At 37.4% G+C, this 22,683-nt stretch carries 17 protein-coding genes; all 17 read right to left on the bottom strand.

Going from position 1 to position 22,683, the window contains the following annotated elements; all coding sequences use genetic code 11:
- Nucleotides 1–310: 310 nt before the first annotated feature.
- The 17 genes from ACFFIX_RS16685 to ACFFIX_RS16605 all read right to left on the bottom strand — a co-directional run bounded on the left by ACFFIX_RS16685 (nucleotide 311) and on the right by ACFFIX_RS16605 (nucleotide 22,641).
- Nucleotides 311–649, bottom strand: a complete 339-nt coding sequence (locus ACFFIX_RS16685) for a hypothetical protein (RefSeq protein WP_378935966.1) — start codon at nucleotides 647–649, stop codon at nucleotides 311–313.
- A gap of 37 nt (nucleotides 650–686) precedes the next feature.
- The gene (locus tag ACFFIX_RS16680) at nucleotides 687–1,580 is read right to left on the bottom strand and encodes a helix-turn-helix domain-containing protein (protein WP_378935964.1); all 894 of its coding nucleotides are present in this window, start codon (nucleotides 1,578–1,580) and stop codon (nucleotides 687–689) included.
- Nucleotides 1,581–2,051: 471 nt separating this feature from the next.
- On the bottom strand, nucleotides 2,052–4,523 hold the full coding sequence (locus tag ACFFIX_RS16675) for a S8 family peptidase (protein WP_378935962.1): 2,472 nt from the start codon (nucleotides 4,521–4,523) through the stop codon (nucleotides 2,052–2,054).
- A gap of 14 nt (nucleotides 4,524–4,537) precedes the next feature.
- The gene (locus ACFFIX_RS16670; RefSeq protein ID WP_378935960.1) at nucleotides 4,538–5,947 is read right to left on the bottom strand and encodes a S8 family peptidase; all 1,410 of its coding nucleotides are present in this window, start codon (nucleotides 5,945–5,947) and stop codon (nucleotides 4,538–4,540) included.
- A 118-nt stretch (nucleotides 5,948–6,065) separates the two neighbouring features.
- Complete coding sequence (locus tag ACFFIX_RS16665) at nucleotides 6,066–6,716, bottom strand: response regulator (protein WP_378935958.1); 651 nt, start codon at nucleotides 6,714–6,716, stop codon at nucleotides 6,066–6,068.
- Complete coding sequence (locus tag ACFFIX_RS16660; RefSeq protein WP_378935956.1) at nucleotides 6,716–8,557, bottom strand: GAF domain-containing sensor histidine kinase; 1,842 nt, start codon at nucleotides 8,555–8,557, stop codon at nucleotides 6,716–6,718. The genes ACFFIX_RS16665 and ACFFIX_RS16660 overlap by 1 nt, the downstream gene beginning before the upstream one ends.
- 231 nt (nucleotides 8,558–8,788) lie before the next feature.
- The gene (locus ACFFIX_RS16655) at nucleotides 8,789–10,207 is read right to left on the bottom strand and encodes an NAD-dependent succinate-semialdehyde dehydrogenase (RefSeq protein ID WP_378935954.1); all 1,419 of its coding nucleotides are present in this window, start codon (nucleotides 10,205–10,207) and stop codon (nucleotides 8,789–8,791) included.
- A gap of 128 nt (nucleotides 10,208–10,335) precedes the next feature.
- A complete protein-coding gene (locus ACFFIX_RS16650; RefSeq protein ID WP_378935952.1) occupies nucleotides 10,336–11,484 on the bottom strand; it encodes an iron-containing alcohol dehydrogenase in 1,149 nt (382 codons plus the stop codon).
- Between the two features lie 202 nt (nucleotides 11,485–11,686).
- Nucleotides 11,687–13,042 carry an aspartate aminotransferase family protein gene (locus ACFFIX_RS16645; protein WP_378935950.1) on the bottom strand — a complete coding sequence of 452 codons (1,356 nt, stop codon included), beginning with the start codon at nucleotides 13,040–13,042 and terminating at the stop codon, nucleotides 11,687–11,689.
- A gap of 21 nt (nucleotides 13,043–13,063) precedes the next feature.
- Nucleotides 13,064–14,530: a CoA-acylating methylmalonate-semialdehyde dehydrogenase gene (locus ACFFIX_RS16640; RefSeq protein ID WP_378935948.1), complete on the bottom strand. Its 1,467-nt coding sequence runs from the start codon at nucleotides 14,528–14,530 to the stop codon at nucleotides 13,064–13,066.
- 119 nt (nucleotides 14,531–14,649) lie between these two features.
- Nucleotides 14,650–16,278: a PucR family transcriptional regulator gene (locus tag ACFFIX_RS16635; protein WP_378935946.1), complete on the bottom strand. Its 1,629-nt coding sequence runs from the start codon at nucleotides 16,276–16,278 to the stop codon at nucleotides 14,650–14,652.
- Nucleotides 16,279–16,457: 179 nt separating this feature from the next.
- Nucleotides 16,458–16,595, bottom strand: a complete 138-nt coding sequence (locus ACFFIX_RS16630; protein WP_378935944.1) for a hypothetical protein — start codon at nucleotides 16,593–16,595, stop codon at nucleotides 16,458–16,460.
- 39 nt (nucleotides 16,596–16,634) lie between these two features.
- On the bottom strand, nucleotides 16,635–16,847 hold the full coding sequence (locus ACFFIX_RS16625) for a hypothetical protein (RefSeq protein WP_378935942.1): 213 nt from the start codon (nucleotides 16,845–16,847) through the stop codon (nucleotides 16,635–16,637).
- A gap of 44 nt (nucleotides 16,848–16,891) precedes the next feature.
- Nucleotides 16,892–18,376, bottom strand: coding sequence for an NCS1 family transporter (locus ACFFIX_RS16620; RefSeq protein WP_378935940.1), 1,485 nt, complete (start codon nucleotides 18,374–18,376; stop codon nucleotides 16,892–16,894).
- A 153-nt stretch (nucleotides 18,377–18,529) separates the two neighbouring features.
- Entirely contained in the window at nucleotides 18,530–19,948 is a 1,419-nt protein-coding gene (gene hydA, locus ACFFIX_RS16615; RefSeq protein WP_378935938.1) for a dihydropyrimidinase, read from the bottom strand.
- A 16-nt stretch (nucleotides 19,949–19,964) separates the two neighbouring features.
- Nucleotides 19,965–21,251, bottom strand: coding sequence for an NAD-dependent dihydropyrimidine dehydrogenase subunit PreA (gene preA / locus ACFFIX_RS16610; RefSeq protein WP_378935936.1), 1,287 nt, complete (start codon nucleotides 21,249–21,251; stop codon nucleotides 19,965–19,967).
- Nucleotides 21,252–21,276: 25 nt separating this feature from the next.
- On the bottom strand, nucleotides 21,277–22,641 hold the full coding sequence (locus tag ACFFIX_RS16605; RefSeq protein ID WP_378935934.1) for an NAD(P)-dependent oxidoreductase: 1,365 nt from the start codon (nucleotides 22,639–22,641) through the stop codon (nucleotides 21,277–21,279).
- Between the last annotated feature and the right edge of the window lie 42 nt (nucleotides 22,642–22,683).

Below are 22,683 nucleotides of genomic sequence, written 5' to 3'. Positions count from 1 at the left end.
AGGTCTACTATTCTCTATAATTGCTTCAAATCCAATAAAAAAATCAAAAAGGAGTTCGGAATGAGAGCATTCCGAACTCCTTTTGTCTACAAACTGAACTGATCTAAAATAGATCAGTTTTTATTTATCACGATATTTTTTGCTTCTATATGTATCATTAAATAGTTATTTGAATTTCCCAGAATGAAAAACCTAATAAAGGAATAAAGACAAAAATACAACCTTCATTGGTTTTTTCTAATGGAGGAAACTCCCAAAAGCGCAAAAAAACATTTAAGATATAATCCTCTTTAAGAGTTATCTATATTTATCATGCAAAGTAAACAAGACCTACACTGTGTTGAGTTGGCATTTCTGCTAATTTTGGTTTTAGACTGTGTTGAGTCGGCATTTCTGCTAATTTTATTGGTTTTAGACTGTGCTGAGTCGGCATTTCTGCTAATTTTATTGGTTTTAGACTGTGCTGAGTCGGCATTTCTGCTAATTTTATTGGTTTTAGACTGTGTTGAGTCGGCATTTCTGCTAATTTTATTGGTTTTAGACTGTGCTGAGTCGGCATTTCTGCCGTTATTATGTCTTTTGTGTCAAATAAACTGGAAACTCCTATTAACCCAAAAGTTAGAACTGATACGATAATAAATTTCTTCATGGTATATTATTTCTCCTTTATTTTAAATTTAGTATCATTAATTTAAGACTTTTTCTATTTCTTCCTTTACTACCTCACTTAACTTTTCGTTTCCTTGAAGTTCAAAAGCTTGTATGGATTTTGTATAGTATTCTTTCCCTTTCTTTAAATTGCCAAGGTTTATATAATTTAAGCCTGTTTGATATAAAAATTCACCGAATAAGTAAAAGTCTTCATTATTTATACACTGATCTATTCCTTTTAAACTATAATTTAATGATTCTTCAAAATTATTAACTTTAGAAAGTGACTGTGATAAGCCAAACAATGCTCGTAATTGTACTCTAGTATCAATTATACTAGGAAGTCTGTCTAAATCTTTCAAGACTTCATTTAATAAAATTATTGCTTCGTCAAAATTCGAATCATCTTTTTCTAATAAAGATATCGACATTAGAATTTCAATTTCCCTTTCGGATAGCCCCTTTTTAGAGGGATTGGTAAGTTCAATTGCTTCATAAAGTTTTTTAATTGATACTTCCTTATCCCTTATTTCTACTTTCGCTAAGTAATATGAACAAATAGCTTCATGCCACATTAAAAATTGTTTTCTTGAGGGGGGTTTGAATAAAGGATTGTCTTTTTCCTTTTCAATAATGACATTAATAGCTTGGTAATTACGGTCTCTCTTGTATTTTTTAATTAAATTATATACCGATGATACGTAGTCTATAGAACCCGCTGAAGTAAAACCAAAAAAATCACTTATTTCAATGTTTAATTTGATTGAAATTTTATAAAGCTGTTCAAGTGTGGGAGACTTCCTATCTTTTTCAAATAAAATAAAGTCTTCCTCAGAACAGATATCTTCAGCTAAATCACTAATATCCATCCCTTTATAAACTCTTAATGACCAAAGTGTTTCACCAAAATTCAAAAGTTCATAACTCATTATTTGGTTCTTTTCCCCCTTTCTTCTAGTATGATGTTCACATATCTATTTACCTATGTTTTAACTCTTTAGGATATTCTAATTATAACAATTGAATCATATAAATAACACTATTTTAAATTAAATAAATCATATTCCTCAAGCAATTTATTGACTCCATAATTTACTTAATAAAACCTAAGAGAAAGTGGTAGGGCCATTCCCAACTCTGCTACCGTATCGTAGCCTATACCATCATAAATTTACCGCCTTGACCTTGAAGGCGAGATCATAAGTTCTCTAATTTTGCCCATATAAAAATCCCCTTATAGTAGTTAGAATAAAGTCTTTTCTTTACTCTGTCTATTATAAGGGGATCATATCAAATAACTCATCCTTTTAGTTATATGAAAAAGTAAATGTTCATCTCTTGAATCTTTCTTTGGTTACTGATCATTTACGGTAACTACTAATAAATACTGCTACCTTATTTTACTCCAAAAATGACTTTTGATATCTTGTTACAGCTACAGCATAATCTCCACGTGTCACCTTATGATTTGGTTGGAAATAAGCTTTCAGTTTCGGCTCTAAATCGTATGGTCCTTGAACAACTTCAAACTTAACATTTAATATATTTAAATCAATTGCTAGTTGTACATACCCTTTGATATCGTTTGGTAAACTGCTTGTATCTAGGACGGGAACTCTTTCTTCTTTGTGAACTACGGTAACATCTCCATCAAATTCCTTTGCCATTTTTTCTAGTCCAAGTGCCTGAACGAGCGAATAAGCTAAATCTGATTTTAGGACTGAATCTTTTGGGGCGAATTGTTGATTTTCATTTAATTTCATCACACCACCTAGAGTTTGAGTACCGTCTCTAAATGCAGCTCCCTTTGAAACAACAGCTGAGGCAAACGGCAATAGATCAGTTGATACATCCTTTACTCCATTTGTATTCGTAAGATTTTGACGAACTTCAGCCCCTATTACTAAGTATTTAGCTAAATCAGCTCTAGATAAATACGTATCAGGTTTATAAAGTCCATTTTGAAAACCATCAACAAGACGTTCATTAACGGCTAATTTAATTGCATTTTCAGCTGGATGTCCTGTTATATCACCTAGTCCATTAAAACCATTTACTTTTGTAAAAGATAAGGTGCCCTTTACTTCTTCAGATGTAGCAAGACCAACTGGATTGATTTCATTTCCTCGTAGTCCAGAAATCTTCACTTTCCAGCTCCCTGGAACAGGACTTTGAACAACAACTGTTCGGTCAACAGTAAGTGGGAAAAGCAAGCTTATACCCGAACTATATTCTTTCCCACTCGGGTCTACTAAAATAAGATTAATAGGATTTCCAGTTTCCTCTAAAAGTCCCTTTGCATGAATCTGAGCAGTTAGTGTATTTAACCCCTCCGCTACCTCAAATGCGTATTGATTTTCTGTAGTAAATGTTAGTGGATTATAATCTACGATAAACTCTTTTTTAGTCGTGTTTGTATCAACAGAGCTATTAAATTCTTGATACATATTCACCGTTTTGCCATAGTCGTTATTATTAACGATTGAATCAATGGCTGTATATGCATTCACATATCCTGCTCCAACTTCCCATTCTTCATAGCCAGGCATATTTGTCGCTGTTTTTTGTAAAAGATCCTTAATTTCTTCAGGAGACAAGGTTGGATCCGCCTCTAAAAGAAGTGCAACAATACCTGCTACATGTGGTGTTGCCATTGAGGTACCACTGCTCGTAGTATAGTGTGGTAAATAAGCAGGTTCTATGAGTTCCGCATCCTTATCTGCACCAAGTAAAGCGACAGGGGCAATGGTTCTTGTCGAGATGATGTCAACTCCTGGTGCTGTAAGCGTTGGTCGGTCCTCCCATGTCCACTCTTTCCCATCTACTTCAAATGTACCTCCTACACCTTTCGTTCCTCTTGAAGAAAAATCTGCTAATGTTCCATCTTTCACTCCAGCTCCAACCGAAACGACCCATGGTGCTTTTGCATAAGGATTATGTGTGTTTTCCCCAGGGCCTGAATTTCCTGCTGCGAAAAGAACGGTAATTCCTCGATCATAGGCTTTCTTACTAGCAATGTTTATTGGATCAGATGGTTCAAAATCACCCGATGATCCCCAAGAATTTGTAATAACACGGATGTTATATTGCTGTTGGTGAGTAATTGCATAGTCAAATCCACCAATACCATCCAAAATAAATAAAGCTGCTCCTGAACCATAACCAATCAAGTCTGCTCCTGGTGCAACACCTTCATACTTACCTCCCGAAAGAGTACCAGTTCCTCCGACTGTTCCAGCAACATGTGTACCATGACCTGAATTTGTATCAGTATTCACTACATCTTCCTTATAAGTGATGGGCAACAATTGAGGTGATAAACTATTTAAATTAGTACTTGCTAAAACGTTTTGAACTAAATTTCTACCAAACTCTAAGTCTTTGTGTGTGCCATCTACTCCGCTGTCATTTATCACTACCCCAATATCTTTTCCAGAGAAAGGGAGCCCGTTATTTATTTTTTGAAAGGTTTGATCAGTACGAACTTTTTCGACGCCAGTAATTGCTGTTGAATCTGAGTTAAAATACTCTAATTTCTCGTTTAAGTAAAGTGAAAGAATCTGATCTTGTTCCGATAATTTTTCAACTTGATCTTTCGTTGCTAAAATCCCTACAATAGGTAAAGATTTCATCGAGATTCCTGTATCGATCCCTAAATTTTTAAGTAAGTCTAGTCCTGCTTCTGTAACAGGGCCGTCTTCTTTGAATGTAACGATAACCTGGTAGACTTCTTGTTTTAAGGAAAGAGCTTCTCGTAATTTCTTGTCTACATACACACTAGTACTTGCATCTACTTCGTTGCTCGCATTTATTCCAACTATTGAAAATAACATAGTAGCTATGATGAACAAAAACATTAGTTTCTTTTTCAATTTTACTCACTCCCTTATTTATATGAATAGGCCATTTTAACGGCATTGTACGCATTTACATAGCCAGAGCCAACTTCCCAAGGCTCATAGTCCATTGGCGTTGAAGTTGTTTCTAATATTTCTTTCATTTCTAAAGGAGATAATGTCGGATTTGCTTCAAATAATAGCGCAGCAATTCCTGCAACATGTGGTGCTGCCATCGAGGTACCACTCATTGTTGTATAAAAAGGCATGTAAGCTGGTTCAATAAACTCCGCGTCATCTACTACCCCTAATACAGGAATCGGAGAGATCACTCGTGTAGAGGTGATATTTTCTCCAGGGGCTGTAACAGTTGGTTGATCTAACCAAGTCCATTCCTCTCCATCTATAACAACGGTACCATTAACATTTTCTTTTCCTCTTGAAGAAAAGCTAGTCAGTCCCCCTGTTTTTGTTCCTGCTGCAACAGTAACAACCCATGGAGCTTTCTTGTAGTTTCCAGAAATCGTTCCTTCAGCTGAACCTGAATTCCCCGCTGAAAAAACGGTTAATATGCCCCGATCAAATAAATTTTTCGTTGCGATGTTAATCGGATGATTTGGATCAAATGGAAGACCAGCCTCACTTGTGTCTCCCCATGAATTCGTGATTACCCGGATGTTATACTCGAATTGATGTGTTAAAGCATAATCGAAAGCTCCTAAAGTATCCATGATCGCTAGTCCTGCTCCAGAACCGTAACCGATGAGATCCGCTCCTGGTGCAACACCTTCATGTTTCCCACCTGACATTTCGCCTGTTCCGCCAACAATTCCTGCAACATGTGTACCATGACCTGAGTTAGAATCTGTATTAGGAACATCCTCAACATAAGTTATGGGTAACAAATCTGATAAAGCATGTAGGTTTAGAGATGAAGTAACATTTTGAACGAGATGATTCTTAAATTCTAGATCTTGGTGAGTTCCATCTACACCACTATCATTAATTAAAACACCAATGCCCTTCCCAGTGATTGGTAAACCTTTATTTGTTTTCATAAAAGTAGAATCTGTTCTTACTTGATCTACACCAGTTATACGGGTGGCATCCGCATTTTCATATTGAAGTTTTTGATTGTAGTAAATAGATTGAACAGATTGAGATTTTGCTAGTTGCTCAACTTGTTTTTTTGTTGCGACTGTTCCAGCCAATGGTAATTTATTTAACAAGATTCCTTTTTCGATTCCTACAGATTTTAGAATCGCTTTACTTTCATTTTGTGTACTGGTGTTGAAATGAATAATCACTTCAACTGGAAGTTCAGTTTCTTCTAATAGGGTAAACAGCTTGCTTTCAATCTTTAGTTGATTGCTCGCTAACGCCTGAGTATGTATGCCATTTGTTAAACCAAACATAATGACAAATACTAGTATTACTTGTGTAATAAATCTTTTAATCATTAATTTCCCCCCTTGCTGATTATTATATAAATTTTGAGTAATGCAGTATATTAGCCAGTGGTCTAAATTTACTCATACATTAGTTTAAAGAGATACTACTTAAGTAGTAAAAACATCCTTACTTAACATAAGGAGGCAGTGGGATTAATTTATGTTGAACTGCATAAATGATCACTTGGGAACGACTTTTTACATTTAATTTTCTAAATATCTTACTTACATGAATTTTAACTGTCTTATCTGTTATATAAAGTTTTTCTGCAATCTCTTTGTTTGATAATCCCTCAACTAAGTGTTGAAGGACTTCTTTTTCTCTAGAAGTTAGTTCATAATCATCTTTTATTTTGCTTTTTTGTTGATGTAAATTTAGTAGTTTTTTTGTCATTAGCGGGTGAATAAATGATTCTCCCTTATAGATTGCTCGAATTGCATCGATAACATAGGAAGACGGCGCATCTTTTAACAAGTAACCATCTGTACCCAATTCGATCGCATGATAAAAGTATTCTTCTTGACTAAACATAGTTAGAATAAGGATTTTTTTTTCTGGATATGTCGCTTTTAATTCCTTTAACACCTCTAAACCATTTTTTCCAGGCATATTAATATCCAATAATATAATGTCTGAATGAATAAGTTTTAAATTTTCAAGGATTCCCTCGCCTGATATTGCTTCTCCAACTACCTTTATATCGGGTTCTAATTCTAGTATGTTTTTTAAGCCATCGCGTAAAACAGCATGATCATCTATTAAAAAAGCGTTTATCATTAATTTACGCCCTCCATTCCTAATCTTGGTACTAAGAGTGTGACTTCCGTACCTTTTTCCTCCTTACTATCTATTCGGAGTGAAGCATTGATTTTTTCTGCAGATTCATTCATTTGTATAATGCCAAAATGAGGTGAATTTTGAGCTTTAATCATAGCGTGAAACAAGGAAAATCCTTTTCCATCATCTTTAACTTTCATGAAGATATTTTCTTTCTGGTAGCTTAATAGGACTTCAATATGATTGGCCTCACTATGCTTTAAACTGTTTTGAACAGCTTCCTGAAAGGTGTCAAATAATATTCTTTCTACCATGGAGCTTAACGTATAATATTTACCTTTTATTTTTAAAGTAATTTGAATTTGCTCATTTTTAGAAAACTCTTCGATTCTTTTAGTCATAGCTGGTATAAGACCAACATTTTTTTCGGAAGTTGGCTTTAAAGCATAAATCGAATTCCTAACTTCCCATAAGCTATGTCTCAGCTTTTCAATACAATCCTCTACAAGTAAATAGCTATCAGTTGGAGAGCGTTCCCATTTCTTCTGCGCAGTTTCCAAATTAAGTACGGCTCCGGCAAGGTTTTGAGCAATTCCATCATGTATATTTCGTGCAATTCTGTTCCTTTCTTCAAGAATATTTCGTTGTTCTTTATCTTTTATTAGTTTTCTTGTTTTTAAGATCGCGGCAAGCTGATTTGAAATCGTTGCTAATGCGTTTATGTCCCCTTCAACAAAACTGTCATTTCTAGTTCTCGCAACGACTAGTAAACCAATTAATTCGTTCTCCATGAGTAACGGCACGTAAATAATTGATTTCATATCTGGGTGGAAAATGAGAGATAACGGTCCACCTGTGTCCATACTTTTATTTTTAAAATAAGAGATTTTTTCAAAAGTGTTTAATGCTTCAAATACGTCTTGTTTTAAAGTTGTCTTATCCGATTTCATATCCTCTAATTCAATCTGCCAATCTTCCTTCTTTCGTGTTAATAGAATTAACTCATCGTAAAAAAGAACTTGCTTAAAGTGTATTAAGAAAATATCGATTCCATTATCCTTTAAAACATTTTTGTTTAATTCTTTCGTAAGATGAAAGAGGCTCTTTAGTCGATTCTTCTCCGTTTTTATACGTATAAAACTTGATCCGATTAGAGAAATGGCAATTAAGGGTGAAAAGAAAAAAAAGTACGAAAAAATATCGATCTCACCGCGGTTTTGATTACCTAACATATAAAGAAGTACACCGTAAATGAAAGAAATAAATGCGCTATTCATCTCTGAAATCACTTTGTGTTTCCAAGTTGTGAAAGGATAAGGTTGAGGTCTTAATAGTAAAACAATATCAACTATCATATTATTTATAAGATAATAGAGTGCGAGTAATAAAGTGTAATGAATACAGCCAGATAAAACAACGTTTGAAATACTTTCAAGTTGAAAGAGAGTTGATAAATAGTCTGTAAGCTCTATCGCAATGATAAAACTTAAGCAAAGTTGGGCTGGATTGAAAATGATTATCCGGAAGGGTCTTTTTTGTAGAGCGCAGACAATAACAAGAATAAATGCATACGTGATAACTGTCACACTTGTTCCATAAATCAGGTGCATGACAAAAATCAACGGGAAATTTACTGTTGTAAAACCCTTCCATACAGGTATGGGATAGTACTCCGTTATGCTAATAAATAGGATAAATAAAAATAAGATAAGAAATGAAGATGTAAATTCATGTATGGTATAGCCCTGATAGATAATAGTAATCCACCCCACTACACTAATAAACATCATAAAGAGCTTAGCTATTTTTTCCCATGTTGTAGGAGAATATGTATGTTTCATAACGATCCCTCTGTTTTTTAAATTTTCTTTTAATAGTATCACAAAATTGAATTTAATATAAAAAACCTGGATGAGTAGAATGCTCTGCACTAACCCAACCAGGAACCAAAAAGGTTTATTTAGATTTTTTCATATTTTAATAACTATTTCTATTGACCATTAGTATAGGTTCTGTAGGGCTTTGGTATTATAAAGTGAAACTGCCAACAGTGAGGGGTTCCGACTTCACAATTACATCCCTAATGAAACATATTTTATTTCTAAATAATCTTCAATTCCATAATGTCCACCTTCACGTCCAATCCCGCTTTGTTTAAATCCTCCAAATGGTGCTTGTGGTGTAGATGGAAGGCCGTCGTTGAGGCCGATTATTCCATATTCAAGTGCTTCGGTAATACGTATACCACGTGAGATATTTTCAGTAAATACATAGGCTGCTAGACCGAAAATAGAATTATTCGCACGTCTTATAACTTCATCTTCAGACGTAAAAACTGAGACCGGAGCTAGCGGTCCAAATGTCTCATCAATCATACATAGCATTTCATCATGAACATTGGACAATACGGTTGGTTCAATATATAATCCTTCTCTTACTTGGCCACCTGCTTCAATTTTCGCTCCCGTTTTCACTGCATCATCAATATGTTTTTTCACTTTTTCAACCGCTGCTTGATCAATTAGAGGACCTACTTCAACACCTTCTTCTAATCCGTTACCTATTTTAAGTGCATTTACTTTTGGAACAAGCTTTTCAATGAATTTGTCGTGAATCGATTCATGGACATAAATTCGATTTGAACAAATACATGTTTGTCCAGCATTTCGAAATTTAGAATTCATAACACCTTCTACCGCTTTATCGAGGTCAGCATCATCCATAATGATAACAGGGGCATGTCCTCCAAGTTCCATGGATATTTTCTTAACGGTATCTGCAGCCCCTTTTAACAATTCCTTACCGACCTCTGTCGATCCTGTAAAAGTAAGTTTTCTTACGCGATCATCTTCTAACCATGCCTGACCAATTGCCTTAGAATCACCGGTTACAAGATTTACAACTCCTTTTGGAATACCAGCCTCATCAGCAAGCTCTACCATTTTTATTGCAGTAAGTGGTGTTAAGTTAGCAGGCTTAATGACAACAGTGCATCCTGCCGCTAATGCAGGACCTACTTTACGTGTAATCATAGCTGCTGGGAAATTCCAGGGTGTAATTGCGGCAACTACGCCCACTGCTTGCTTTTGAACAAATAAACGTTTATTACGCTGTGTAGCTGGGATAATCTCTCCATAGATTCTTTTAGCTTCTTCTGCATACCACGCGAAGAATCCATTTGCATAATTCATTTCTCCAAGTGCTTCTTTTAACGGTTTTCCTTGCTCCATTGTCATGATTTTGGCGATCTCTTCTTTGTTCTCATTTATGAGGTCATGCCATTTTCGGATTAGTTCAGAACGTTCATAAGCTGAAAACTGAGACCATTCTTTAAAGGCTTCTTGAGCAGCATCTACAGCTTGGACAGCTGCCACCGCGCCTCCCTTTGGAACAGTTGCAATGACTTCACTTGTAGCAGGATTTGTTACCTCTACTTTGTTGAGTTCTTGTCCAACCCATTGTCCGTTAATATACATCAAGTAATTTTTCATCGTAAATGTCCTCCCTTTTCACTTGTAAATACTTACTATTATAAAAATATTCTTGAACACCCATAATCACGTAAACTACGAGATTCTTTGATACCATTCACATATTATATTTCCACTTTTATCACCTCTTAAAACGCAGATTTATAGATTTGTTCAATTTCTTCAATAGTGAAAGCTCTAGGATTGTTCTTCAATAGTCTTTCGATTTTACTCGCATCTTCTGCCATTGATGGGATTGCTTCTTCTGGCACGTTAAAGGTACGCATTCCTTTAGGTATTTCAACTACATCGCATAAATGACGCATAGCACTAACAGCACGGTCTGCAGCTTCAAGATCTGATAGTCCTGCTACAGATTCACCTAAAGCTTCTGCTATATCACGAAAACGCTCGACACAGCTCGATTTGTTCCACTCCATCACATATGGAAGCAAGAGTGCGTTACTTACACCGTGTGGAATATGGAATCGTCCACCTAATGGATAGGCAAGGGCGTGCACAGCTGCGACCCCTGCGTTTCCAAAAGCCATTCCTGCCATTAGACTCGCGGTTGCCATGTTTTCTCTCGCGTTCATATCATTTGGATTTTCATATGCTATTGGAAGGTTAGCATAGATTAATTGCATTGCTCCTTTGGCTAAAGCATCGGTGATAGGTGAAGCGTTTACAGAAATATAGGCTTCAATTGCATGAACTAGTGCATCAATTCCGCTTGCTGCGGTTACTGACTTTGGCATTGTGAGTGTCATTTCTGGCGCAACAATTGCAACATCCGGAAGGATATAGTCACTAACGATACCTTTTTTCACTTGCTCTTCTGTATCAGAAAGAATGGCAATATTAGTTACTTCAGAACCTGTACCTGCTGTAGTAGGTATTGCAATGATAGGAAATCCCTTTTCAGGAACTAAACCTGTTCCAAACAATTCATGGATTTTCCCTTTAAAATTTGCATAAACAGAAACACTTTTCGCAATATCAATTGCACTTCCACCCCCGACAGCGATGAGGCCATCATGTTTGCCATCACGGAATGTAGCAGTACATTCTTCTACAAGCGCAATCTCAGGATCTGGCTTTACACCAGTATAAACACCAGTTGTAAGCCCTTTCAAAATAGATTGAACTGTGCTTACGACTCCAACCTGTACTAATATATCATCAGTAACAATTAATGGATTTTTCATATTCAACCGGATTGTCTCATCTAATAATTTTCCGGTTGCACCTTCACCTGTAATTAATTTATTTGCGATTTTAAAAGTTGATACAGCCATATTAGAACTCTCCCTTCCTACTAATCTTTATAACTTCTGTAGCTTTTCGATATTCGCAAATCGATAGTTAGCGTTTAATACCATCGAATTCCCACCTATTTCAACTCGTCTTTTTCTTTTATTTTACTGTTAGTAAGACAATCTATGCAAATAATTACTTAATAAAAACACCCGCAACCATTTTAGGTCACGAGTGCAGAAGTTATTTTATCTCTTCTAGCGCATTTACCAAAGTTTCAACAACATAATCTAAGTCTATTTCTTCTATATTTAACGGTGGTGACAAAGTTAACACATTGTTATAACCCGCGACTGTTAATCCATTCTTACCTATAATTACCTTGTTTTGCTTACAAGTACTTATCACTTGATTTACTTTGGCAACATCTAATGGATCTTTTGTTTTCTTATCACTGACTAACTCTATGCCCACTAATAATCCTTTTCCGCGAACATGCCCAACATTAGGATGGTTTTGTAAACGATTCTTAAGTGTCTTCAGCAGTTTTTCACCAAGCTCACGTGAACGTTCGAATAAATTTTCATTTTCCATGATTTCAATATTTTTTAATGCTAGAGCGCATGCTGCAGGATTTCCCCCAAATGTATTAATATGACGGAAGAATTCATATTGCTCTGAGCTATTAAATGCTTCATATATCTCTCTACGAACAGCTGTTGCAGACAATGGCAAGTAGGCGCTTGTTATTCCCTTTGCCATCGTGATGATGTCTGGCTTTACTCCATAATTCATGAATCCAAAAGGCTTTCCGGTACGACCAAAGCCACAGATGACTTCATCCACAATTAGGAGTGCCCCGTGCTTTTCACACACTGCTTTGACACCTTTCATATAGTGATCATTTGGTACTAAAATTCCGCCACCTGTGATAATTGGCTCCATGATCAAGGCCGCTATCGTCTCACTTTGTTCCCATGTCATGACACGATCTACTTCTTTAACAGATTTTAATTCTTGTGGATTTGTTACAAGTTCATCCTCGTCACGATAAACATCAGGTGGAGTGACATGAATAAATCCAGGTGCTAAAGGTTCATATTTAAACTTCCGTTCGGCCTGACCAGTAGCGGCTAAAGCTCCCATGGAACTTCCGTGGTACCCTCGATATCTTGCAACGACTTTATATCGGTGGTGGTCACCTCGTTGCTGATGATATTGACGCGCTATTTTAAAGGCGACTTCATTTGCTTCTGAACCGCTATTTGAGAAGAAAATAACATAATCGTCTTCAAGCATTTCGTTGAGCTTTTCAGCTAGTTGAACCGCTTTGACATGGCTTTGGGTTAACGGGTAGTAGGCCATTTCCTTTAATTGCTCATAAGCGGCTTCTGCCAATTCTTTTCTTCCGTATCCAACATTCACACACCATAAGCCTGCCATAGCATCTAGATAACGGTTTCCATCAGAGTCTGTTACCCATGAACCCTCGGCCTTTGAGGCGACCATTGTATTTGAAGGGCTATAAGGCTTCATTGAATGCCAAACGTATTTTTCATCCTTAGATAAAAGTGCTTCTTGATTCTCTATTCGTACCATCTTTAATCCTCCTTCGTACATTTAGAAATCAAATCGTGATGTAATCATTTTTTTACGAGTAAAGAAGTTTATGCCGTCTTTTCCATTTACATGTAAATCCCCATAGAAAGAATCTTTCCATCCCGAGAATGGGAAGAATGCCATTGTTGCGGGGACACCTACATTAATACCTAGCATTCCTGCTTCTGCTTCCTCACGGAATTTCCGTACAGCTTTTGCGTCCTTTGTATACATCGTTGCTCCATTACCAAATCTTGATTTGTTAAGATGCTCTAATCCTTCATCTAAATCCTTTGCACGGAGAAGACTCAGTACGGGTGCAAATATTTCTTCTCTTGCAATGGTCATTTCTGAAGTTACATGATCAAAAATCGTCGGACCTAGGAAATTCCCTTCTGTCATTTCTTCCATTTCCTTACGACCATCCAGGATAAGTGATGCTCCTTCTTGAATTCCCTTTTCAATGTATCCTATTGCTTTCTCTCGATGTTCTTTACGAATGACAGATGTGAGTAAAACATCATCATCCATGCCATTACCAATAATGAGTTCCTTTGCCTTTTGACGGAGTGTCTCGACAAAGGAATCATTTTCTCCAACAACCACGACAGCACTACAAGCCATGCATCGTTGACCAGCACTTCCATAGGCTGAACCAATGATATGTTGTACTGCCTTATCCATGTCTGCATCTGGCATGACAATATGATGATTTTTTGCCCCAGATAACGCTTGCACTCGTTTACCTTTTAACGCAGCTCTTTCATATACATATTTAGCGACCGGTTGAGAGCCGACAAAGGAGATTGCTGCAATGTCTTTATGTTCGAGTAGACCATTCACGACATCATGTGCACCGTGAACAACATTTAATACGCCCGCTGGAGCACCAGCCGCTGTGAACAACTCTGCCAATCTGTTGGCTAACATTGGGGTACGTTCAGAAGGTTTTAATACAAAGGTGTTTCCGCATGCAATGGCAAGTGGGAACATCCATAAAGGCACCATCATCGGAAAGTTAAAAGGAGTAATCCCTCCTACTACCCCCAAGGGATAGCGAAACATTTCTGAATCAATTTCCTCAGCAATTCCAGGGAGCGTCTCACCCATCATAAGTGTCGGAGCACCCGCAGCAAACTCTACACACTCTATGCCTCGCTGTACTTCTCCATGTGCCTCTTTGTATGCCTTGCCATTCTCTAAAACAATCAATCTTGCAAGTTCCTCATGGTTCTCCGTTAACAAATAATGGTATTTGAATAAAATTCTAGCCCGTTTAGGTACCGGGACATTCTTCCAAGTTTTAAAAGCTTCTTTTGCAGCTGTTACGGCTAGATCAACGTCCTCTTTTGTTGAAAGGGGCACACTTGCAAGAACTTGATTTGTTGCGGGATTTAAGACTTGCATTGATTGTTGACCCGATGAATCTACCCATTGACCACCAAGATAATTTTTTAATAAAATTGTATTACTTTTTATAGCAGACATCTTATTTCCTCCTAAAAAAATTGATTAAAAATTTCACTTAAGTTTATTATCCCTAATTTCGAAAGTGCTTTCATTAGACACAGTGTAAAACAACAAGCTATATTCTACTGACACATTGCTTAGGTTCTGTTAAATAGCTCTACATTAATTTCCCGTTGTTCGATCGGGAGTAAATAATCATAAGTTAAGAGCATAAACTCAATTGCCACCCGCTTTTCAGGCGTCATAAAGTCTTCTCCAAGTAATTTCTCAATTTTCCCAATGCGGTGGTATAACGTTTGACGGACGATAAATAAGCGTTTTGCTGTTTCTTGTTTTGACCCGTTACAAGCTAAATAGATTCGTAGTGTTTCTAACAACTTTCCATTGGTGCGCTTATCGTATTCAAAAATTGGGTGCAAATATTCCAAAACAAACTCCCTAAGATCAACTTGCTTATTCATAATGGAAATAAGCCTGAACAGGTGCAACTCTTCGTAAAAATAGTGTGGCTTTACGACACCCATTTTTTTCTGGATTCGTACAGTTTCCTCGGCTGTTAGATAACTTTTATGAATTTCATTTAATGATTCAACAAACTTACCAACGCCAATTTTGATATGGGAGGCATTTTGTTTTTTGATAAACTCAGATTCCCTCATTCTCTCAATTCCTGAAGAAAGCCTTTGTTTCCAGGTTTTCATGGAGCGTCTATTAAGAAGGATGAAAATAAATCCATCACTTTTTTCCGTTAAAAAAGCTGTAAATCCTTGCTGTTCAAACACCGTTCGAAACAATAATTTAAAATAGTTGCTATCCAAAGCCGTTTTCTGCTTGCTACTTGTATACTTGTAGACTAGAACAACTCCACCTTCAATGTTTGTACGAACCTCTTGGTCGAGTAAATATTCGAGGATCCCCTCATTTGTATGTTGCCCATTTAGCCAGTCTAAAATCCACTCTGAATCTTGGATTCTTTTTTTCTCACCTACATATAAATCTCGTAAAAGGTGTTGAGCTAACGCAGTTGAAGTTCGATCTAACAGCAAGAAATCAAATTCATTAAGTGTTTGATTGTCTGATAAAATCATCACTTCAGCGTACTCATGTCCTAGAATTTGCACAGAGGCACTTCCAAATGAATTTGTCTTTAGCAGCTCTTTGTGTTTAATAAGCTTCTGCCACTTCTCTTTTTCTTTTTTTGAACAATTAGGAAAATACTCCATGTCATGTTCGTTTAATCGGAAAATGACTTGTGTGTCTAATGTCTGCTGAAAAAATTGAAGGATTTCATGATAATGGTCAGTTGTTAATAGCTTTTTATTTAATGATTGTGCATACTGTTCTAAATCAGAAATCATCTTATATTGTTGGTTAATCAAGTATGTATGAATATCTTGGGTAATCTCTACAAACGGAACTTCTTTTTGAAAAATAATAATCGGAAACTGATGTTTGTCAGCATGTTCGATCATTTCTTTTGGAATAGTAGACGTGTGTGTACCCATCTCAACACATAGCCCTGAAGCATTGGAATCGATTAGTTGTTGAAGAAAGGATAAGCAAATGTCAGTTGTCTCTTTCCAAGATACTCCTGTTGTTAGAATCAGTTCATGCCCGTTTAAAAGTTTTCGGATATTCGTGACCTCTACGACATGAACCCACTTAATCTGCCTCCCTAATCCATCATTTCCAGCAATCACTATCGTTTGTTCAAAGTGCTTTCGACTTAAAACATTTATGACGGTTATTGGGGAATAATCCTTCATTTTGTAGCACCTCTTTGATTACATTCTATTTTATTAGAATTAGAGAAAAAGGATCAGTCCTTAAAGGGCCGACCCTAGCTTCATTAGCGAGTAAATGGGAAATACACTTGAATTTCCTTCATCATAGTTTCAAATTTCCCTGTATCTTGGAAGTCACTAACTTTCCAATTATTCACAAGCTAAAGAACAAGCTCTTCAGGTGTATTAAATATCTCCCCACTTGAATCCGTATTTCGAATCATATATCGACCGTTATCTTCATCAATCGTTACCTCACAAGGATACACATTGTCTTTGCTTTTTATGGAGAACTCCATTCTACTTCCCTCCTACCAATTTAAATGATTCATGTAATCTTATTTTTGTTTAATCATCATAACCGAAAAGTACTTTCTTGCTTCTGCCGTCAATATGTGCAAAGTTTCTGTAGTTGTTTCTTCGTCTATCTCTTTCTCAAATTGAACGAACGCACCACTTAAATTCTCAAGGACTCCATTTATGCGGTACCCTTTTTGTAATAAAAAATCAATCTTGTCTCTTTCAGCTAAATATAGATGATAGTCAGACACCATAGTCTCCTCCTTACCCAATTTTTTCCGAGCACCTAATTTGCTTATGTGGATACAGAAGGTCCATCGGAAGTTGGTAAATCTAATGGAGTATCAATTGTTGAGTCATCAATCACCCAATCGCGCCCAACTGATAAACCTAAATATTTTTCATCGCTCGGATCTTCGATTTCAGCTTGTTTGTATTTCACGAACCACCAATACTTTGCAAGTACATAGTAACAAGCAGCTCCAACTACAAATCCAACTAAGAATGAATAACTAGGTACGAAATAAGAAGCAACTGCTCCAACAATCCATGCAATAAATCCTGCAAAGTTGACGCCATTCATATATTTATATTGTCCGTTCGCTTCATATAGTTCTGGTACATTTACACGTCGTTTACGAATAAAGTAATAGTCGGCAACAAGAATACCAACAATAGCCGATAAAATGCCTCCGATAAATAACAGAATCGGAATAATAACACCGAATAAATTCCACGGCTGCACAATGGTTCCCGCAATACCTGCTGTCACAACCCCTGCCCAGAATGGGAATCTTGGTCCCCCAACGTTTGAAAAGATAGTAGCGGCTGGAACTACATTGGCAGCATTATTCGTTGACCATTGTGCTAATACAATCATGAGTAGTAAGATTCCTAATGCAAATCCACTTGCTGCTTCTTGTAAGGCAATCACAGGATCATAGTTCATGACGGCAATATATGCAACGCCACCAATGACGACCATGAAAGCTTGAGTTAGCGGTAAAGCTATTAAGTTACCAATTAATGAGTATTTATTTCGTTTAAACCAATTTTTTTCATTTTTAGGTGCTTTGATAAAACGAGATATGGAAGGAATATCAGCAGCAAGAGTGGCCCAGAAACCCATGTTGCTAAAGATTACGACCAAAAATGCGGTAAAAGCTGCCCCGCCTGTTACTGGATTTTCAACCCAACTCCAAACATCTCTTCCCTCCACTGCTGCTGTATCAGACAATGAAACATACATCCAGCATGAGATTAGGATAATGATCGGCGCTGCTAAGTCTGCAAATCTTTCAACTGCCTTAATTCCAAGAGCAGTGTTTACGAGCTGTACGATGGCGAAAAGCAGGTAGCAAATAAACCAGTTATCAAACCCAAATAAAATGTTTAAGATTCCATTAATCGCTGTAGCACCAAAATACGTATTAATACCAAACCACATTGATGCTGCTAGACCTCGTACAACAGAAGGGACATGAGTCCCAACGGTTCCAAATGGCGCTCGCATATACACAGGAAACGATAACCCATGTTCAATCCCAATATCAGCTGTTAAAGAAATGAATAGACCAATTGCTAATGAACCAATAATTGTTCCTAGTAAAACGAGTGGTAATGGTAAAGACATAACACCTGCCCCACCGATTGCAAAGGTTGCTAACACGACAACCATCCCAACCCACATAAAGGAATAGCCTAATGGAGTGATCTTTCTTTCTTTTTCTGAGATTGGTAAAAGGTCAGGTGATTTTAAATAAGAAGACTTATTACTCATATGAACACTCTCCTCCTTCATTTTTACAAAAACTAATGTATTTAAACGATTGCTTACATTTAAAAAGTGAGCAATCGTGGGAGTTGTTCAGATCTATGAGTGCAAAAAAGGTTGTCATTACTCTTTCAACAGTTAGAAGAGGTTCATTCTTGGTTATATTGTTAGTTTTTCATTTTGATCTGAAGAACTTAACATCCCGTATTTTGCTCTCTTTAAATAGTGTCCAGAGCCTGGGTTCCCTACAAATTTCTTATCGCGTACGACAAACTCACCTCGAACTAACACTGACACTGGTTCTCCGGTCACTTCCATTCCTTCGAATGCATTATAATCAACAGCCATATGATGAGCTTCAGCGGATAAGGTACGCTGCACATTAGGATCAAAGATGACGATATCCGCATCGGACCCCACTGCAATCGTTCCTTTTTTAGGGAATAAGCCAAATAGTTTCGCGGTTCTCGTAGATGTGATATCGACAAATTGATTTAATGAAACTCTTCCTTTTTTCACACCTTCTGAAAATAAAATAGATACGCGGTCTTCGATCGTTGGACCTCCATTTGGAATCTTAGTAAAATCACCACGCCCTAATTCCTTTTGATCTTTAAAATCAAACGAACATTGATCTGATCCTATTGTTTGTAATTGACCTGTTTTTAGTGCATTCCAAAGCACTTCTTGATGTCCTTTTTCACGCAAAGGTGGTGACCATACATATTTTGCTCCTTCAAAGTTTGGTTGTTCTAAATAGCTTTGATCAAGGACTAAATATTGTGGACATGTTTCACCCCATACATCGAACCCTTTATTCCTTGCCTCTGTAATTTTCTGGACAGCATCAGCACAGGAAACATGGACCACATATAATTGAGATTCAGCCAAACCGGTAAGTGTTGCTGCTCTTCCAGTCGCTTCCCCCTCTACTTCTGGAGGTCTTGTTAACGCATGATAGATTGGATCAGTATGGCCATCTGCCAACGCTTTTTTCGTCAAATAGTCAATTACATCTCCATTTTCCCCATGAACCATCACAAGAGCACCTAGTTCTTTTGCGGCAATGAGCGTTTGGAATAGGGTCTCATCATCAGCTTGTAAGACATTTTTGTAGGCCATAAACACTTTAAAAGAAGTGATTCCCTCATCGTTAATAACACTTTCTAATTGTTTTAATACGTCATCATTGATCTCGCCGATCATTAAGTGAAAACCATAATCAATCACTGCTTTGTCCTTAGCTTTTTCATGCCACGTTTGTATGGACTGATTTAATGGCACTCCTTTGTTTGTTAGGCAAAAATCAATAACTGTAGTTGTTCCACCGAACGCAGCTGCAATTGTTCCTGATTCAAAATCATCCTTTGTAATCGTCCCACCAAATGGCATATCGAGATGAGTATGAGGGTCGATTCCACCTGGAAATACGTAACATCCCTTTGCATCAATAATCTCTGCCCCATGGGAAGGTAAGGTCGTGCCAATTGCAGTGATCTTTCCTTCTTCAATTAAAATTTCGGCTTTATATGTGTCAGTTGCTGTCACGACTGTTCCGTTTCTTATTAGCTTTTTCATAGTCTCTCTCCCTCGCTTACTGTTTCACTATATTTACTTCGCATCCTTGTGATTGTAGAGCAGCTTGACGTTCATTCCATGTCATCGGTGGAAGTTCATTAGGTAATTCAATCATGTCAATTGCTCCATCAACAGGGCAAACAATTGAACATAAATTACACCCGACACAATCCTCTTCACGTACTTTTAAATAGTCGTTACCAATTGGATTCTTCACCATATCAATACATTGATGAGATGTGTCTTCACATGCAATATGGCATTTGTTACAGTTAATACAAACATCCGTATTGATCCTAGCGATCACTTTATAATTAAGGTCTAAGTTACCCCAGTCTGAAAATTTAGGTACAGCTTTCCCAACAAGATCCATAACAGAGACAATTCCTCGTGCATCTAAATAGTTATTCAAGCCATCAATCATGTCTTCTACTATTCGGAACCCATGGTGCATGGCAGCGGTACAAACTTGAACTCCACTTGCCCCCATAAGCATATACTCAACGGCATCTTGCCAATTGGACACCCCACCCATACCGGAAATCGGGATATTTATTCGTGGATTTCGTGCACATTCTGCGACCATATTTAAAGCGATTGGTTTAACAGCTGGACCACAATAGCCACCATGCGCTCCTTTACCTGCAACGTGTGGAATCGTATTCCACGTATTCAAATCTACTCCTGCTAAACTATTAATTGTGTTAATCATACTTATTGCATCGGCCCCACCGCGAACTGCAGCTTCCGCTGTCACCGTGATATCGGTAATATTTGGAGTGAGCTTTACAATAACCGGAGTTTTCGCGGCTTCCTTAGCCCAGTATGTTTGTTTTTCTACTAGCTCTGGTACTTGACCTGAAGCAGATCCCATTCCACGTTCTGCCATCCCATGCGGACAGCCGAAATTCAACTCAAGTCCATCTACTCCGACATCTTCGACACGTTTAACAATCTCATGCCACTTTTCTTGTTTTGGTTCAACCATTAGTGAAGCTATGATCGCATGGTCAGGAAATCGCTTTTTTGTTTCATAGATTTCCTTTAAATTAACTTCCAATGGACGATCTGTTATCAATTCAATGTTATTAAATCCAGCTACTCGTTGTCCGTTAAAGCTTACAGCTGCAAAACGAGAGGATACATTCAAAATAGGATCACCTAACGTTTTCCAAACAGCCCCTCCCCAGCCAGCTTCAAATGCTCGCTGGACTTGGTAGCCTGAGTTGGTTGGTGGTGCTGATGCAAGCCAAAATGGATTCGGCGACTTAATTCCTGCTAGATTAATGGATAAGTTAGCCATCTCTATCTCCCCCTTACAAAATTGTTTAGACAGCTCCGACTTGACTTATCTGTTTATGAATGGAAAGGGCAGTTATCTTACCTTGTTGGGCAGCTGTTACAACCATGGCTTCTCCTTGGCCTTTTCCGAAAACAACATCACCACATGAAAATACTCTTGGATTCGATGTTTGATAAGTTGTCTTATCTACTTTTACAACGCCATCTGTATGTTCTAATCCGAATTGCTCGATTAAAGGTATGTGTCTTGCTTGACCGATGGCTTTAATCACCGCATCTACCTCAATGACAAACTCTGAACCTTCTACTGGAACAGGACGACGGCGACCATCATTACCCGGATCACCTAGCTCCATCTTCAAACATAGTAGTCCAGTCACTTTTCCGTTTTCTGAAACAATTTGTTTCGGTGCAGTTAACCACCGGAATTCCACACCATCTTGTTTGGCAAATTCATACTCAAAGTCATAAGCAGACATTTCTTCTTGAGTTCTTCTATATAAAATTTTAACGTTGTTGGCACCTAAGCGGACTGAACAAGTAGCAGCATCAATTGCAGTATTACCAGCACCGATAACGACAACTTTTTTTCCTATAAACTCCGACGTTATATCGTTTTTTTTGGTATCTTTAACAAACTGAATGGCATCATACACACCTTCATTGTTTTCACCTGGAATACCTAAGCTAGGTACATCTGCCATGCCAATAGCTAATACGACAAAGTCATACGATTCTAAAATTTCTTCTGCCAAGATATCTTTCCCGACACGAGTGTTTGTACGAATTTCCACACCTAAGGACTCAACTTGCTGGACTTCCCAATAGGATATTTCTTGTGGTAATCGGAATGAGACAATTCCGTAAGTGTTTAAACCACCTGCTGTTTCTTCCGCTTCGAAAATGGTTACTTTAAATCCAAATCGGGCAAGCTGGCGTGCTGTTGATAGACCTGCTGGACCTCCACCAATAATGGCGACTGTCTTGCCATTCCTTTCACCAGGCACAAAAAGAATTTGTTCATTTTGAATCGCCCAATCTGTTGCAAAACGCTGAAGGTTGCCAATCATAATTGGTTTTGTTGAATCATTGAGCACACAAGCTCCTTCACAAAGCTCTTCAGTTGGACACACTCGCGAACAACTTGCACCTACTGGATTGGCACTCATTATTGTCGTCGCCGACCCTTTTAAATTGCCTGAAGCAATCTTTTTAATAAACGATGGAATATCTATATCAGTTGGGCACGCTGTAATACAAGGAGCATCATAGCAATACAAACACCGATTGGCTTCCTCGCTGGCTTCTCGATTAGATAGACCTTGATGAACTTCTTTGAAATTCTCAGGTAAATTATGCAAAGAAATATGTGTACCTTTTGCTTTAGTCAACACAATTCCCTCCTTAGTGAAACTTCCATCAGTGAACTTCTG

Source organism: Metabacillus herbersteinensis (genome assembly GCF_042433335.1).
GTDB classification, from domain to species: Bacteria; Bacillota; Bacilli; order Bacillales; family Bacillaceae; genus Metabacillus; species Metabacillus herbersteinensis.
Note: the sequence above shows the minus strand (reverse complement) of the source record. Positions and strands in the feature narration are given on the sequence as shown.